Here is a 15,881-nt window from a genome sequence, read left to right on the forward strand (position 1 = left end):
CGCGGCACCGGCGCCGCATCCCCGTGTTCTCGTACATCATCCGCAGGTTGATCAGCGCAGTGATCCTGCTGCTGATCGTCAGCGCGGTCACCTTCGGCATCTTCTTCCTGCTGCCGAAGCTGGCCGGGCAGAGCACCGACCAGCTTGCCCAGCAGTACATCGGAAAGGCCCCCACGGCCGCGGACATCGCCGCGGTGAAGAAGAACCTGGGCCTGGACAAGCCCGTGTACGAGCAGTACTGGGACTTCCTCAAGGGCATCTTCGTCGGCGTCGACTACAAGTTCGGCCCGGAGGCGGCCACGTGCCATGTGCCGTGCTTCGGTTACTCCTTCAAGACCCACATCGAGGTCTGGCCGGAGATCCAGTCCCGGCTCCCGGTGACCCTGTCGCTGGCCGCCGGCGCGGCGGTGCTGTGGGTGCTGTCCGGTGTCGCCACCGGTGTGCTCTCCGCACTCCGCCCCGGTTCGCTCTTCGACCGGATGGCGATGGGCGTGGCGCTGGCCGGCGTCTCGCTCCCGATGTTCTTCACCGGAGCGCTGGCGCTGGCCCTGTTCACCTACCAGTGGCCGATCTTCCAACGCAGTGACTACGTACCGCTGTTGGACGATCCGGCGGGCTGGGCGCAGACCATGGTCCTGCCCTGGGTCACCCTGGCCTTCCTCTACTCGGCGCTCTACGCCCGGCTCACCCGGGCGGGCATGCTGGAGACGCTGAGCGAGGACTACATCCGCACCGCCCGCGCCAAGGGCCTGCGGGAGCGGCGGGTGGTGATCCGGCACGGACTGCGGGCCGCGCTCACCCCGATCATCACCGTCTTCGGCATGGACCTGGGCCTGCTGCTCGGTGGTGCGCTCATCACCGAACAGGTCTTCTCGCTCAAGGGGGTCGGCGCCTTCGCGGTCGACTCCATCAACGCCAACGACCTGCCGAACATTCTCGGCGTCACCCTGCTCGCCGCATTCTTCATCGTCATGTGCAACCTGGTGGTGGACGTTCTGTACGCCGCCGTCGACCCGCGGGTGAGGCTCTCATGACCGACTCTTCCGAGGACAAGACCACGGCGGCCGGGCGGACCGCCGCCGAGCCCGCCCCCGCACCAACGGCCTCCTCCGCCTTCCTCGACGTGCGGGACCTGAAGGTGCACTTCCCCACCGACGACGGCCTGGTGAAGTCCGTCGACGGGCTGACCTTCAGCCTGGAGAAGGGCAAGACGCTCGGCATCGTCGGCGAGTCCGGCTCCGGCAAGTCGGTGACCTCACTGGCGATCATGGGCCTGCACCGGGCCTCCCGTCAGCAGCGCAGCAAGGTGCGGATGTCCGGCGAAATCTGGCTGGACGGCAAGGAGTTGGTCGCCGCCGACCCGGACGAGGTGCGCCGGCTGCGCGGCCGCGAGATGGCGATGATCTTCCAGGATCCGCTGTCCGCGCTGCACCCCTTCTACACGGTCGGCCAGCAGATCGTGGAGGCGTACCGGGTCCACCACGACGTCGACAAGAAGACCGCCCGCAAGCGCGCCGTGGAGATGCTCGACCGGGTCGGCATCCCGCAGCCGGACAAGCGGGTGGACGACCATCCGCACCAGTTCTCCGGCGGCATGCGCCAGCGCGCCATGATCGCCATGGCGCTGGTCAACAACCCCGAGCTGCTGATCGCGGACGAGCCGACCACCGCCCTGGACGTCACCGTCCAGGCGCAGATCCTGGACCTGATCCGCGATCTGCAGAAGGAGTTCGGCTCGGCGGTCATCATCATCACCCACGACCTGGGCGTGGTCGCCGAGCTCGCCGACGACCTGCTGGTGATGTACGGCGGCCGGTGCGTGGAGCGGGGCCCCTCGGGCGAGGTGTTCGCCACCCCGCAGCACCCCTACACCTGGGGCCTGCTCGGCTCCATGCCGCGGATCGACCGTGACCAGACCGACCGGCTCATCCCGGTCAAGGGCTCGCCGCCCAGCCTGATCAACGTGCCGTCCGGCTGTGCCTTCAACCCCCGTTGCCCGTACGCGGACGTCCCCAAGGGCAACGTCACCCGCACGGTGCGCCCCGAACTGCAGCAGGTCGACGGCCGGCACTTCTCCGCCTGCCACCTGCCGCGGGAGGAGCGGGAGCGTATCTGGACCGAAGAGATTGCGCCGAAGCTGTGACCGAGAAGACTGAGAAGCCTGAGGCGGCCGCGAAGCCCGAGCAGGCCGAGAACGCCGAACAGGCCGAGCGGGTCGAGAGCGCGGAGCAGACCGAGAAGGCCGAGCCGGCCGGGCGCGCCGCCCAGGACGAGCCGCTGCTGCGGGTCCGCGGCCTGGTCCGGCACTTCCCGATCACCAAGGGCCTGCTCAAGCGCAAGGTCGGCGCCGTCCAGGCGGTCGACGGGATCGACTTCGACGTCTTCCCCGGGGAGACGCTGGGCGTCGTCGGCGAGTCCGGCTGCGGCAAGTCGACGATGGGCCGGCTGATCACCCGGCTCGACGAACCGACCGGCGGCTCGGTCGAGTTCGAGGGCCAGGACATCACCCACCTGTCCCCGGGCCGGCTGCGCCCGCTGCGCCGCGACATCCAGATGATCTTCCAGGACCCGTACGGTTCGCTGAACCCGCGGCACACCATCGGCGGGATCGTCTCCACCCCCTTCCGGCTCCAGGGCGTCGAGCCCGAGGGCGGGGTCAAGAAGGAGGTGCAGCGGCTGCTGGAGCTGGTGGGCCTGAGCCCGGAGCACTACAACCGCTATCCGCACGAGTTCTCCGGCGGTCAGCGCCAGCGCATCGGTATCGCCCGGGCGCTGGCCCTCAAGCCGAAGCTGGTGGTCGCCGACGAGCCGGTCTCCGCCCTCGACGTCTCCATCCAGGCCCAGGTCGTCAACCTCATGGACGACCTCCAGGAGGAGCTGGGCCTGACCTACGTGATCATCGCGCACGACCTCTCGGTCATCCGGCACGTCTCGGACCGGATCGCGGTGATGTACCTCGGCAAGATCGTCGAACTGGCCGACCGGGACTCGCTCTACGCCTCGCCCCGGCACCCGTACACCAAGGCGCTGCTCTCGGCCGTGCCGGTGCCCGACCCCAAGCGGCGCACCCAGCGCGGCCGGATCCTGCTCAAGGGCGACGTCCCCTCGCCGATCAACCCGCCGTCCGGCTGCCGGTTCCGCACCCGCTGTTGGAAGGCGACCGAGGAGTGCACCACCACCGAGCCGCCGCTGATCCAGTTGCGGACCGGGCACCAGGTGGCCTGCCACCACCCCGAGGGCGAGTCGGACAACTCCGGTACGGCGACCGAAAGTTCGGACGGTAAGGCATCAACCGGGCAGTAACGCCTGACGACTTGGCAAAGTCGCTGGTGAAGACGGACGGGAGAGTGCAGAGTCGGCGCGGTTGTTCATCACGCATCCGCGTACTCGAAGGGACGGCTCATGGCACTCTCCCGTTCTGCGCGTCGCTCCTCCCGTTGGCTCGCCCTGGCCACCGCGGTGGCCTCGGCCGCCACCATCGCCGCGGCCCCCGCGGCCACACCGGGCGCCCCCGGCATCGGTGACCCCTACTTCCCCGGGTTGGGCAACGGGGGCTACCGGCCCCTCCACTACGACCTCGGCGTCAGCTACCACCCCGACTCCGGCCGGCTGGACGGCAGGACCACGCTGACCGCCCGGGCCACCCAGGACCTCTCCTCGTTCGACCTGGACCTCCAGAAGCTGACCGTCGACCAGGTCCGGGTCGACGGCCGCCCCGCCCGCTTCTCCAGAACCGGCGACGAACTCGTCATCCGGCCCGGCCGCCCGCTCGCCCGCGGCGAGCGCTTCGCGGTCACCGTCGTCTACCACGGCGTCCCCCAGCCGCTCAGTGGCCCGATCGTCTTCGGTTCGCAGTACGGCTGGATGAAGACCAAGGACGGCGTCTTCGTGGCCTGCGAGCCCAACGCCGCCTCGACGTGGTTCCCCTCCAGCGACCACCCGGACGAGAAGGCCACCTACGACATCCGCATCGACGCCCCCAAGGGCCTGACCGGGGTCTCCAACGGGCGGCTGGTGGGCTCCGGCGAGCACGGCGACCGGGCGTGGTTCCACTGGCGCGAGAGCCGCCCGATGGCGCCGTACCTGGCCACCGCCACCATCGGGAAGTTCGACGTGCGCACCGGCACCACCCCCGGCGGCACCCCGATCTACGTCGCCACCGACCCGACCCTGCCGACCGGCAAGGTCGACGTCTACGGCGTCACCGCGGCGGCCACCGACTACTGGTCGAAGGTGTTCGGGCCGTACCCCTTCGAGGAGACCGGCGCGATCGTGGACGACATGCCGCAGGCCGGCTTCTCCCTGGAGGTGCAGTCCAAGCCGGCCTACTCCGCCGTCCGCAGCGAGAGCACCATCGTCCACGAGCTGGCCCACCAGTGGTTCGGCGACTCGGTCTCGGTCCGGCAGTGGAAGGACATCTGGCTCAACGAGGGCTTCGCCACCTACGCCCAGTGGCTGTGGGCCGAGCACAAGGGCACCGCCACCGCCCACGACGCCTTCCGCAAGGCGTACCAGGGGATACCCGCCGACGACGCCTTCTGGAAGATCAAGGTCTCCGACCCGCAGCGGGACACCATGTTCTCCGACGCGGTCTACGAGCGCGGCGCGATGACCCTCCAGGCGCTCCGCGAACGCATCGGCGACCGGGCGTTCTTCCGCCTGCTGCCGGCCTGGACCGCCCGGCACCGCTACGGCAACGCGGACACCGCCGACTTCATCGCGCTGGCCGAGAAGATCTCCGGGCAGCGGCTGGGCGACCTCTTCCACACCTGGCTGGACACCCAGAGCCGCCCAGCGCTGTCGGAGCGGTGACCGGCTAGCCGGCGTCCTCGCGCCCCCGGCCGCGCAGCTGCTGCGGCCGGGGCAGGTGCAGCCCCAGATAGAGCGCGCCCATCCGGAGTGCGAACACCAACCCCGCCGAGACCACCGCGGCGGGGTTGGCCCCGGCCCCGAGGCGGTCCATCAGGAGGTAGCAGCAGGCGCCGGCCAGCGCCGCGATGGCGTAGACGTCCTCGCGCAGCAGCAGCGGCGGGAACTCCCCGCACAGCACGTCGCGGAGGACCTCGCCGGCCACGCCGGTCAGCACCGCCAGGATGATCACCGCGAGCGGGGTGGCGCCCGCCGAGATCGCCGCCCGGGCCCCGATCACCGTGACCACGGACAGCCCGATCGCGTCCACCACCAGCAGCGACTTCCGCGGCAGTGACCAGAAACGCAGATAGACGATGGTGCCCACGCCGACGCAGATGATCACCGTCAGCAGTACCCAGTCGTGCGTCCAGTACAGCGGCCGCCGGTCCAGGATCAGATCGCGCAGCGTGCCGCCGGAGATGGACGCGGCGAAGGCGAGGACCAGACCGCCGAACGGGTCCATGTTGGCGCGGTAGGCCGCCAGCACGCCGCTCGCGGCGAAGGCCGCGACGCCGATCAGGTAGAGCACATGAAGCATGCGGTCATGATGACAGCCGCGGAAGCGGCGGCTCCGGCCGCGTTCCCCGTCCGCCGCCGTTCCGTTCCTTGAAATTGACACTACCGGTCGGTAATGAAGCCGTGTAGCGTGCCGGCATGGCATCGGTGACCGTAGGAAACAGCGAGTTCGACCGCGACACCGCGGTCACCCGGAGCGCCCCGGGCGCCTACGACGCGCACCTCTCCGAGGGCTGGACGATCATCAACGCCGTCAACGGCGGCTACCTCCTCGCCCTCATGGGCCGCGCCCTGGGCGACGCCCTGCCGCACCCGGACCCGCTCACCGTCACCGCGCACTACCTGACCGCCTCGGTGCCCGGCCCCGCCGTCGTCCGCACCGAGGTGATCCGCACCGGCCGCACCCTGTCCACCGGCACCGCCACCCTCGTCCAGCTCGCCGACGACGGCAGCGAGGTCGAGCGGATGCGGGTGCTGGCCACCTACGGCGACCTCGCCACCCTTCCCGGCGACGTCCGCACCACCGCCAAGCCCCCGGCCATCCCGCCCTACGAGCACTGCCTGGGCACTTCCCCCACGCCTGAACGGCGCGGGGGGACCCCCATCGCCCCCGACGGCCGGCCGGCGATCCCCGGCAGCACCGCGATCGCCGGACGCCTGGACCTCCGGCTCGACCCGGCGACCGCGGGCTGGGCGGTGGGCGCCCCGTCCGGCAAGGGCGAGATGCGCGGCTGGTTCGGCCTGGCCGACGGCCGCGACCCCGACCCGCTCTCCCTCCTGCTGACCGTCGACGCGCTGCCGCCCACCGCCTTCGAGCTGGGCCTGCGCGGCTGGGTCCCCACCGTCGAGCTGACCTGCCACGTCCGCCACCGCCCGGCCCCCGGCCCGCTGCGGGTCGCCATCACCACCCGCAATCTGGCCGGCGGCTTCCTGGAGGAGGACGCCGAGGTCTGGGACTCCGAGGACCGCCTGGTCGCCCAGTCCCGCCAGCTGGCCCGCACGATCCTGGTGCGGTAGCCGCGCCGCCCGGCGAACTCCCTCACCGTCGGGGGTGGTTGGCCCGGCGCCTGCTCCGCATGTCGCGGGCGTGGACCGTGCGGCCCGCACGGCCGACGGGGCGGGCCACCGCGGAGCCGCCGCGGCCCGATCAAGGCGTGCGCCCTGCGGAATGCGCCCCCGCGCGGGGTACGCGCCCCAGGGTGGCTCGTAGAATCAGCGCACCATGGTTTACCTCGACCACGCCGCCACCACCCCGATGCTCCCGGAGGCGGTGCAGGCGATGACCGCCCAGCTGACCGTCACGGGCAACGCGTCCTCCCTGCACGCCGCCGGCCGGCGGGCCCGGCGTACCGTCGAGGAGGCGCGGGAGTCGCTCGCCGCCTCCTTGGGCGCGCGGCCCAGCGAAGTCGTCTTCACGGCGGGCGGTACGGAGGCCGACAACCTCGCGGTGAAGGGGCTGTACTGGTCCCGCCGGGCCGCCGACCCGGCCCGCACCCGGATCCTCGTCAGCCCCGTCGAGCACCACGCCGTGCTGGACGCCGTCGAGTGGCTCGCCGAGCAGGAGGGCGCCACCGTCGACTGGCTGCCGGTCGACCAGTACGGCCGGGTGCACGCCGAGGCGCTGCGCGAGGCGATCGCCCGCAACCCCGCCGACGTCGCGCTGGCCACCGTGATGTGGGCCAACAACGAGATCGGCACCGTCCAGCCGATCCGCGAACTGGCCGAGGTGGCACGGGAGTTCGCGATCCCGCTGCACGCCGACGCGGTCCAGGCGGTCGGCCAGCTGGACGTCGACTTCGCCGCCTCCGGACTGGCCGCGATGACCGTCTCCGGCCACAAGATCGGTGGCCCGTACGGCATCGGCGCGCTGCTGCTGGGCCGGGAGCACGCCCCCGTGCCCGTGCTGCACGGCGGCGGCCAGGAACGCCACGTCCGCTCCGGCACCCTCGACACCCCCGCGATCGCCGCGTTCGCCGCGGCCGGCCGGCACGCCGTGGCGCACCGGGAGGAGTTCGCCCGCGAGATCGGCACGCTCCGCGACGACCTGATCAAGGCGGTGAAGGCGGCCGCCCCCGACGCCGTCCTGGGCGGCGACCCGGACCCGGCCGGCCGCCTCCCGGCCAACGCCCACTTCACGTTCCCCGGCTGCGAGGGCGACTCCCTGCTGCTCCTCCTGGACGCCCAGGGCATCGCCTGCTCCACCGGCTCCGCCTGCACCGCCGGCGTCGCCCAGCCCAGCCACGTCCTGCTGGCCACCGGGATGTCCCAGGACCTCGCCCGAGGCACCCTGCGCTTCTCGCTCGGCCACACCTCCACCGCGCAGGACGTGGCGGCCCTCGCGGAGGTCATCGGCCCGGTGGTGGAACGCGCCCGGGGCGCGGGGCTGAGCTAGGTCGTGCCCGGCCGCGTCCGGGCCGCGGGGCGGCGCAGCTCCGCCCGGACCAGCGTCAGATAGCGGTCCCAGTCCCAGTGCGGCCCGGGGTCGGTGTGGTCCGTCCCCGGGACCTCGATGTGACCGACGACGTGCTCCCGGTCGGCCGGGAAGTCGTACCGGCGGCAGATGCCGGCCGTCAGCCGGGCCGACGCCGCGTACATGTCCGGGGTGAAGGACTCCGGCCGGTCCACGAATCCGGCGTGCTCGATGCCCACGCTGCGCTCGTTGTAGCCGCGGTTGCCGGCGTGGAACGCCACGTCCAGTTCGCGGACGGTCTGCGCGATGTGCCCGTCCCCGCGGACGACGTAGTGCGCCGACGCCTCGTGGAAGGGGTCCCGGAAGACCTTCAGCGCGGTGGCGAAGCTGCCCTGGACGACGTGGATCACCACGCGGTCGACGGTGTAGTCGTCGGGGCGGTTGGCCTGTCGGTAGTTCGCCGGGGAGGCGGCCGACCACTGCGCACCGGCGAAGTCGACCTCGCCCTCCTTCCGGGGGCGGCTGTTCCCCGGCAGCTGCCCCCACCAGTACGCCAGCTCCTCGCGGGCCGCGACCGCCGCCGCCCCCGCGGCCACCGCGGCACCGCCGCCGAGCAGCAGCACCCGGCGCCGGGTGAGCCGCCGCCCGGCGCGCTTCCCGTCGTCCGCCGCCCCGTCCGCCGTGCCCGGGGACGTCCGCTCCGCGTCCCGCGCGTCGTCCGCCGCCGTGTCCTCCACGCCCTGCACGCCCTCCACCTCTCCCACGCCCTCCACAACGCTTTCCGGGCGCCGCCCGGTTCCGTCTACTCTGGAGGGGCTATGACTGATGCCGCCGCCCCCCGCCGCCTCCGCGTCCTCGCCGCCATGTCCGGCGGGGTCGATTCCGCCGTCGCCGCGGCCCGCGCCGCCGAGGCGGGCCACGACGTCACCGGCGTCCACCTCGCGCTGTCCGAGAACCCCACGTCGTTCCGCACCGGGGCCCGCGGCTGCTGCACGATCGAGGACTCGCACGACGCCCGTCGTGCCGCCGACGTCATCGGCATCCCCTTCTACGTCTGGGACCTCGCCGAACGCTTCCGCGAGGACGTCGTCGAGGACTTCATCGCCGAGTACGAGGCCGGCCGCACCCCGAACCCGTGCCTGCGCTGCAACGAGAAGATCAAGTTCGCCGCCCTCCTGGACAAGGCGCTCGCCCTCGGCTTCGACGCGGTGTGCACCGGCCACTACGCCCAGGTGGTCCTCCGCGAGGACGGCTCCCGCGAGCTGCACCGTGCCACCGACATGGCCAAGGACCAGTCCTACGTCCTCGGCGTGCTCGACGACCGCCAGCTGGCGCACGCCATGTTCCCGCTCGGCGACACCCCCACCACCAAGACCGAGATCCGCGAAGAGGCCGCCCGGCGCGGCCTGTTCGTCGCCAAGAAGCCCGACAGCCACGACATCTGCTTCATCGCCGACGGCGACACCCAGGGCTTCCTCGCCAAGCGACTGGGCAGCGCCGAGGGCGACATCGTCGACGAGTCCGGCACGAAGCTCGGCACCCACGAGGGCGCCTACGGCTTCACGATCGGCCAGCGCAAGGGGCTGCGCATCGGCACCCCGGCCGCGGACGGCAAGCCGCGCTACGTCCTGGACATCTCCCCGGTGAACAACACCGTCACCGTCGGCCCCGTCGAGTCCCTGGACGTGACCGCGCTCACGGCCATCAAGCCGCGCTGGTGCGGCCGCCCGCCGGCCGACGGCCCGGCCGTCTACACCGCCCAACTGCGCGCCCACGGCGGCGAGACCGAGGTCACCGCCGAGGTGGTCGGCGAGGAGCTGCGGGTCTCCTTCACCGAGCCCGTGCGGGGCGTCGCCCCGGGGCAGGCCGTGGTCCTGTACGACGGGACCCGCGTGGTGGGTTCGGCCACCATCGCCACCACCCGCCGGGCCGCGTCGGTGGCCTGAGCCGGGCCGACTCGGCCGGACCGTCCGCGTCATGCCGGACGCGGCTGAGACATCTGACACACCAGAGGTGTCTGAGGCTCGTGTTGCGCGTGAGGCTGTCCGAAAGCGAGCGCACCAAACCGCGTCACAACGACCCGTCCGGGCCGGGCCCGTCCCTTCAGGGGCAGGCCCGGCCCGGTTTTTGCCACCCCGAAAACCGGTGGGAAGGTTTCCGATTTTGCTGCGTCGGTGGCGTGAATTCGGTACTGCGGAGCGCTTAAATTCACGTCGCTGTGACGAACGCTCTCCCAACCCCCCTTGTCCGGCCAGATCGTGAGCTGGTACACCTAGTCCGAAAAATTGTTCCGCCGAACTGAATCGAACTCAGTCACCGGTCAGCCGGGCGGGTCGGTCGTGAATCCGACCCCAGGGCAATCGATGCGCTATTGCCTGCCGTCGGACCCGGCCGTGCCCGTGGATCCGTCCCGACGGGCGGGAACCGGTGAGGCGCCACCCATCGGATTCGCCGTACCGCGGCGGGTGTGAGGTGCGCCCAAAAAAGAAGGGGATTGATGTTGGCTCACAGTTCATCTGAATCACCGCCGGAATCCTTGCCGGACGCGTGGACGGTCCTCAAAACCCGTACCGCCGTCCGCAATTATGCGAAGGAGCCGGTCGACGACGCGCTGATCGAGCAGCTGTTGGAGGCCATGCTCGCCGCGCCGACCGCCTCCAACCGGCAGGCGTGGTCGTTCATGGTGGTGCGCAGGCCCGCCGCGGTCCGCCGGCTGCGCGCGTTCTCGCCCGGGGTGCTGGGGACCCCCGCGTTCTTCGTCGTGGCCTGCGTCGACCGCAGCCTGACCGACAACCTCTCTCCGAAGCTCTCGCAGAAGATCTACGACACCAGCAAGCTCTGTGTCGCCATGGCGGTGGAGAACCTGCTGCTCGCGGCGCACGCGGCCGGCCTGGGCGGATGCCCGGTGGGCAGTTTCAGGTCCGAGATCGTCAAAAGCATGCTCGGTATCCCGGAACACATCGAGCCGATGCTCGTGGTCCCGATCGGCCGTCCCGCGACGGCCCTCGTCCCCTCCCAGCGCCGCGCCAAGAATGAGGTCGTCAACTATGAATCCTGGGGAAACCGTGCTGCCGCCCCAACTGCGTGAGGAGATCGCGCTCCTCGCCGTTTATCTGCTCAGCAGCGGTCGCGGACTCCTGGAGGAGCCGGCCGACTACGGAATTTACCGCTGTACCGACGGGGCCCGTCGGGCGCTCCAGCTCCTCGACGAACACGGCGGGAGCACGGAACGGCTGACCGCTGTGCGCGAGCGTCTCGACGAGGTCATGTTCGCGCCGATGGGCGAGGACCGGGACATGGGCGAGATTCTGGACGACCTGTGTCGCCAAATGGCAGACGCTCTTCCGGAAATAGAAACCCCCTGACGGCTGTCCGGGGCAACCCCAAAAGGACTTCTTAGCATGCTTGCAGGCTTAGTTCCCGCGCCGGACCACGGAATGCGGGAAGAAATACTTGGCGACCGCAGCCGAATGATCCGGCAACGCGGTGAGCACGCCCTCATCGGAATCAGTGCGGGCAACAGTTATTTCAGCCAGAAGAACACCATCATGCTGCTGCAATGGGCCGGGCAGCGTTTCGAGCGCACCGATGTCGTCTATGTCGACACCCACATCGACGAGATGCTGATCGCCGACGGCCGCAGCGCGCAGGAGGCCGAGCGGTCGGTCAAACGCACGCTCAAGGATCTGCGGCGCAGACTCCGGCGCTCGCTGGAGAGCGTGGGCGACCACGCCGAGCGGTTCCGTGTCCGGTCCCTGTCCGAGCTCCAGGAGACCCCTGAGTACCGGGCCGTACGCGAGCGCACCGACCGGGCCTTCGAGGAGGACGCCGAATTCGCCACCGCCTGCGAGGACATGGTGCGGGCCGTGGTGATGAACCGGCCCGGTGACAGCGTCGGCCTCTCCGCGGAACACCTGCGGGCCGGTCTGAACTACGTGCTGGCCGAGGCCCCGCTCTTCGCGGACTCGCCCGGCGTCTTCTCCGTCCCCTCCTCGGTGCTCTGCTACCACGTCGACACCCCGATCACGACGTTCCTGTCCCGGCGCGAGACCGGCTTCCGGGCGGCCGAGGGGCAGGCGTACGTCGTCGTCAGACCGCAGGAGCTGGCCGACGCGGCCTAGGGCCCGACGGATCGGGGTCGGACAGACCCTGGTCGGGGCGTCCGCGGGCGGATCTCCCTCCGCCGCCCGCTCCCGGTGCCGGCGCCGGGAATGACAAATGTCATGGGGAGGACAGGACGCTTGCTCCTGATGCGGAACGGGGTCCCTCGGCGAAGATGACGGCGTAGGAAGACAGCACACGTCGCACGCCGGGGGACCCGTCATGACTCAAGCCGCCACCGCCACCGCCACCACGAGCCAGGGCAGGGCGCTCCTGCAGAGCCTGACGCCGCTGCTCGTGGACGCCGCGATCCCGCTCGGCTCGTACTTCCTCCTCGCCGAGGGCTTCGGCATGAGCACGGTCGCCGCGCTGGCCTGGAGCAGCGTGGTCCCGGCGCTGCGCACGATCTGGGGCCTGGCCCGGGAGCGGACGGTCAACGGCCTCGCGCTGCTGATCCTCGTCGTCAACGTGGTGGGGCTGGCGACGAGCACCCTGACCGGCGATGCCCGGCTGATGATGGCCAAGGACAGCGGCGTCAGCAGCGTCGTCGGGATCGCGATCCTGCTCTCGGTGCGCGGCCGGCGGCCGCTGATGACCGCCGGGCTCCGGCCCTGGGTGACCAAGGGCGGCCCCGAGGGGAACGCCGCATGGGACCGGCTGTGGGCGGGCAGCGCACGGTTCCGGCAACTGGAGCGGCGGTTCTCCACGGTGTGGGGGAGCGCCCTGCTGATCGAGTGCGTGGTCAAGGCCGTCGGTGCGTACGTCCTGCCGGTGCACACCATGGTGTGGCTGGGCACGGTGCTGACGGTGGTGGCGATCCTGCTGGCCATGGTGGTCGCGGGCGGCAGCTGCGCCGAGCCGATGGAGCAGATGGTCAAGGCCGAGGTCCGGGCCGCAGGCGAGGCCGCCGCGGCGGGGAACGCCGAGCCGGCGCCGGCCGCCGCGGCCTGAGACCACCCGGCGGGGGAGTTGGGGACATCGCGTACAGGATTGGCGCGTCGAGCACCCCCGCCCTCGATAGGCCGGTCCCCGGCGCATATCGTCGGCGATGCGACGGGACATCGGAGCCCCGCGTCGACGGTTCAACGGCGATCCGGACGGCACGCGGCTTTCGTCGGCCACGAAGGGAACGGGAGTCATGTCGACTGTTCACACTGGGGTCACGCAGAGCGGTCTCACCGCCGAGCTGGCTTCCCTGCACGCCGAGCTCGTCCGTCGGAATCCTGGTGAAGCGGAGTTCCACCAGGCGGCCCTGGAAGTCCTCGAAACGCTGGCACCGGTGCTCACCGCCCGGCCGGAGTTCGCGGACGCCAAGGTTCTGGAGCGGATGGTAGAGCCGGAGCGGCAGATCATGTTCCGCGTGCCCTGGCAGGACGACTCCGGCAAGATCCGGGTCAACCGCGGCTTCCGGGTGGAGTTCAACAGCGCGCTCGGCCCGTACAAGGGCGGCCTGCGGTTCCATGCGTCCGTCAACCTCGGCATCGTGAAGTTCCTCGGCTTCGAGCAGATCTTCAAGAACGCCCTGACCGGGCTGAACATCGGCGGCGGCAAGGGCGGCAGCGACTTCGACCCGCACGGCAGGTCGGACGCCGAGGTGATGCGCTTCTGCCAGTCCTTCATGACCGAGCTGCACCGTCACCTGGGCGAGCACACCGACGTGCCGGCCGGCGACATCGGCGTCGGCGGCCGGGAGATCGGGTACCTCTTCGGCCAGTACCGGCGGATCACCAACCGCTGGGAGGCCGGCGTCCTGACCGGCAAGGGCCTGGCGTGGGGCGGCTCCAAGGCCCGTACGGAGGCAACCGGTTACGGCAATGTGCTGTTCACCGAGGAGATGCTCAAGCAGCGCGGCGAGGAGCTGGACGGCCAGCAGGTGGTGGTCTCCGGGTCCGGCAACGTCGCCATCTACACCATCGAGAAGGCCCAGGCGCTCGGCGCCAACGTCCTGACCGTCTCGGACTCCGGCGGCTACGTCGTCGACGAGAAGGGCATCGACCTGGCGCTGCTCAAGCAGATCAAGGAGGTCGAGCGCGGCCGGGTCGGCGACTACGCGCAGCGGCGCGGCAGTTCGGCGAAGTACGTCGCCGGCGGGAGCGTGTGGGACGTCGCCTGTGACGTGGCGCTGCCGTCGGCCACCCAGAACGAGCTCGACGCGGACGCCGCCCGGATCCTGGTCCGCAACGGTGTCAAGGCGGTCTCCGAGGGCGCCAACATGCCCACCACCCCACAGGCGGTGGCGCTGCTGAAGGAGGCCGGCGTGGCCTTCGGCCCGGGCAAGGCCGCCAACGCCGGCGGGGTGGCGACCAGCGCGCTGGAGATGCGGCAGAACTCCGCCCGCGAGGCGTGGCCGTTCGAGCGCGCGGAGGGCGAACTCGCCGCCATCATGCGGGGGATCCACGACACCTGCCACCAGACCGCCGAGCGCTTCGGTCGGCCCGGTGACTACGTGGCGGGCGCCAACATCGCCGGCTTCGAGCGGGTCGCGGACGCGATGCTGGACCAGGGCCTGATCTAGACGCCCCGCCGGGCCCGGTCGCGGAACCGCTCCGTGGCCGGGCCCGGTGTCCTTCCCCGCGCCCGTAGGCTGAACGGCATGAATATCTGCGTCTTCTGTTCCGCCGCCGACCTTGATGACCGCTATGTGGTGCCCGCCCGTGAATTCGCCGAATCGATCGGTCGGCGCGGACATGCCCTGGTCTGGGGCGGTTCGGACACCGGGCTGATGAAGGTCATGGCGGACGGCGTCCAGGAGGCCGGCGGGAAACTGCTCGGGGTCTCCGTGGAGTTCCTGGCGGACAAGACGCGCGCCAACGCGGACGAGATGGTCGTCACCAAGGACCTCGCCGAGCGCAAGGCGCAGCTGCTGGCGCGGGCCGACGCCATCGTCGTCATGGTGGGCGGCACCGGCACGCTGGACGAGGCGACCGAGATCCTGGAGCTGCGCAAGCACGGGATGCACAGCAAGCCGGTGGTGCTGCTGAACACCGCCGGTTTCTACGACGGGCTCAAGGCCCAGTTCGAGCGGATGGAGGCGGAGGGCTTCCTGCCCGTTCCCCTCTCCGAGCTGGTGTTCTTCGCCGAGGACGGCGCGGGCGCGCTGGCCCACCTGGAGGCGTGGGAGGCCGCCGCGGGCTGACCCGCCCCCGGGGGGGCACGCCGTAGGATCGCACCCATGGGTACGCACTTGATCACGGGCGCCGGATCGGGCATCGGAGCGGCGGTAGCGCGGCGGCTCGCCGAGCGCGGTGAGGAGCTGTGGCTGCTGGCGCGCGACGTCGGCCGGGCCAAGGAGTTGGCGGAACGGTTCCCCGGGGCGCACACCCTCGTCGGTGACCTCGCCACCCCCGAGAAGCTCGACTGGGCGCTCGGGCACCAACGGCTGCCGGAGCGGCTCGACTCGATCCAGCACATCGCGGGCGTCATCGAGCTGGGTGCGGTCGGCGACCTGCCGGCCAAGGCGTGGCAGCGGCAGCTGGCGGTCAACCTCGTCGCGCCCGCCGAGATCACCCGGCTGCTGCTGCCGCTGGTCCGGATCGCCAAGGGTGACGTGGTCTTCGTCAACTCCGGTGCCGGGCTCACCGCGAACCCCAACTGGGGCGGGTACGCCGCGAGCAAGCACGGCCTGAAGGCGCTGGCCGACGCGCTGCGCGCGGAGGAGCACGACAACGGCGTCCGGGTCACCTCGATCTACCCGGGGCGCACCGCCACGCCCATGCAGGAGAGCACCCACCGCCAGGAGGGCAAGGCGTACGACGCGTCCCGGTGGATCGACCCGGAGTCGGTGGCCACGGCCATCCTCACCGCGATCGACCTGCCGCGGGACGCGGAGATCAAGGACCTGGTGGTCCGGCCGGGCCGCTGACCACCGGCGGCCCCGGGGCTCCCGGGGCCGCCCGGCGGTCCGCCCGCCCCGACCGGACCTGGCCCCCGTGCCTCGCGCGGG

Annotated in this window: 16 protein-coding genes; 14 read left to right on the forward strand and 2 right to left on the reverse strand. The window is 71.3% G+C overall.

Going from position 1 to position 15,881, the window contains the following annotated elements:
• Positions 1-23 precede the first annotated feature (23 nt).
• The 4 genes from JNO44_RS29265 (at position 24) to JNO44_RS29280 (ending at position 4,812) form a co-directional block, all read left to right on the forward strand.
• Entirely contained in the window at positions 24-1,034 is a 1,011-nt protein-coding gene (locus tag JNO44_RS29265; RefSeq protein ID WP_205366754.1) for an ABC transporter permease, read from the forward strand.
• Positions 1,031-2,143 (forward strand): ABC transporter ATP-binding protein, encoded by a 1,113-nt coding sequence (locus tag JNO44_RS29270; RefSeq protein ID WP_205366755.1) that lies wholly within the window; start codon positions 1,031-1,033, stop codon positions 2,141-2,143. Before JNO44_RS29265 ends, JNO44_RS29270 begins: the two co-directional genes overlap by 4 nt.
• Entirely contained in the window at positions 2,140-3,303 is a 1,164-nt protein-coding gene (locus tag JNO44_RS29275) for an ABC transporter ATP-binding protein (protein WP_205366756.1), read from the forward strand. Before JNO44_RS29270 ends, JNO44_RS29275 begins: the two co-directional genes overlap by 4 nt.
• A gap of 99 nt (positions 3,304-3,402) precedes the next feature.
• The gene (locus JNO44_RS29280; protein WP_205366757.1) at positions 3,403-4,812 is read left to right on the forward strand and encodes a M1 family metallopeptidase; all 1,410 of its coding nucleotides are present in this window, start codon (positions 3,403-3,405) and stop codon (positions 4,810-4,812) included.
• A gap of 4 nt (positions 4,813-4,816) precedes the next feature.
• Here JNO44_RS29280 and JNO44_RS29285 read toward each other — a convergent pair whose 3' ends face one another.
• A complete protein-coding gene (locus JNO44_RS29285; protein WP_205366758.1) occupies positions 4,817-5,449 on the reverse strand; it encodes a trimeric intracellular cation channel family protein in 633 nt (210 codons plus the stop codon).
• A 116-nt stretch (positions 5,450-5,565) separates the two neighbouring features.
• On the opposite strand from JNO44_RS29285, the gene JNO44_RS29290 reads away from it, so the two are divergent.
• Together JNO44_RS29290 and JNO44_RS29295 are read left to right on the forward strand one after the other, a co-directional pair.
• Complete coding sequence (locus JNO44_RS29290; protein WP_205366759.1) at positions 5,566-6,444, forward strand: thioesterase family protein; 879 nt, start codon at positions 5,566-5,568, stop codon at positions 6,442-6,444.
• Between the two features lie 205 nt (positions 6,445-6,649).
• On the forward strand, positions 6,650-7,819 hold the full coding sequence (locus JNO44_RS29295) for a cysteine desulfurase family protein (protein ID WP_205366760.1): 1,170 nt from the start codon (positions 6,650-6,652) through the stop codon (positions 7,817-7,819).
• Here JNO44_RS29295 and JNO44_RS29300 read toward each other — a convergent pair.
• Entirely contained in the window at positions 7,816-8,610 is a 795-nt protein-coding gene (locus tag JNO44_RS29300) for an N-acetylmuramoyl-L-alanine amidase (protein WP_420882700.1), read from the reverse strand. The two genes, JNO44_RS29295 and JNO44_RS29300, sit on opposite strands and share 4 nt — an antisense overlap.
• Before the next feature lie 45 nt (positions 8,611-8,655).
• Here JNO44_RS29300 and mnmA point away from each other — a divergent pair, with 45 nt between their 5' ends.
• The 8 genes from mnmA (at position 8,656) to JNO44_RS29340 (ending at position 15,800) form a co-directional block, all read left to right on the forward strand.
• Positions 8,656-9,783: a tRNA 2-thiouridine(34) synthase MnmA gene (mnmA, locus tag JNO44_RS29305; RefSeq protein ID WP_205366761.1), complete on the forward strand. Its 1,128-nt coding sequence runs from the start codon at positions 8,656-8,658 to the stop codon at positions 9,781-9,783.
• Between the two features lie 590 nt (positions 9,784-10,373).
• Complete coding sequence (locus JNO44_RS29310) at positions 10,374-10,925, forward strand: nitroreductase family protein (protein WP_240167703.1); 552 nt, start codon at positions 10,374-10,376, stop codon at positions 10,923-10,925.
• Positions 10,885-11,202: an albonoursin biosynthesis protein AlbB gene (gene albB, locus JNO44_RS29315; RefSeq protein WP_205366763.1), complete on the forward strand. Its 318-nt coding sequence runs from the start codon at positions 10,885-10,887 to the stop codon at positions 11,200-11,202. The genes JNO44_RS29310 and albB overlap by 41 nt, the downstream gene beginning before the upstream one ends.
• Positions 11,203-11,274: 72 nt before the next feature.
• Positions 11,275-11,958: a tRNA-dependent cyclodipeptide synthase gene (locus tag JNO44_RS29320; protein ID WP_268826457.1), complete on the forward strand. Its 684-nt coding sequence runs from the start codon at positions 11,275-11,277 to the stop codon at positions 11,956-11,958.
• 202 nt (positions 11,959-12,160) lie between these two features.
• Positions 12,161-12,889 (forward strand): VC0807 family protein, encoded by a 729-nt coding sequence (locus JNO44_RS29325; protein ID WP_205366765.1) that lies wholly within the window; start codon positions 12,161-12,163, stop codon positions 12,887-12,889.
• A 187-nt stretch (positions 12,890-13,076) separates the two neighbouring features.
• A complete protein-coding gene (gdhA, locus tag JNO44_RS29330) occupies positions 13,077-14,453 on the forward strand; it encodes an NADP-specific glutamate dehydrogenase (protein WP_205366766.1) in 1,377 nt (458 codons plus the stop codon).
• Between the two features lie 78 nt (positions 14,454-14,531).
• Entirely contained in the window at positions 14,532-15,074 is a 543-nt protein-coding gene (locus JNO44_RS29335) for an LOG family protein (RefSeq protein ID WP_205366767.1), read from the forward strand.
• A gap of 36 nt (positions 15,075-15,110) precedes the next feature.
• Entirely contained in the window at positions 15,111-15,800 is a 690-nt protein-coding gene (locus JNO44_RS29340) for an SDR family oxidoreductase (RefSeq protein WP_039632571.1), read from the forward strand.
• Positions 15,801-15,881: the final 81 nt, after the last annotated feature.

It is taken from the genome of Streptomyces noursei, from assembly GCF_016917755.1.
Taxonomy (GTDB): domain Bacteria; phylum Actinomycetota; class Actinomycetes; order Streptomycetales; family Streptomycetaceae; genus Streptomyces; species Streptomyces yunnanensis.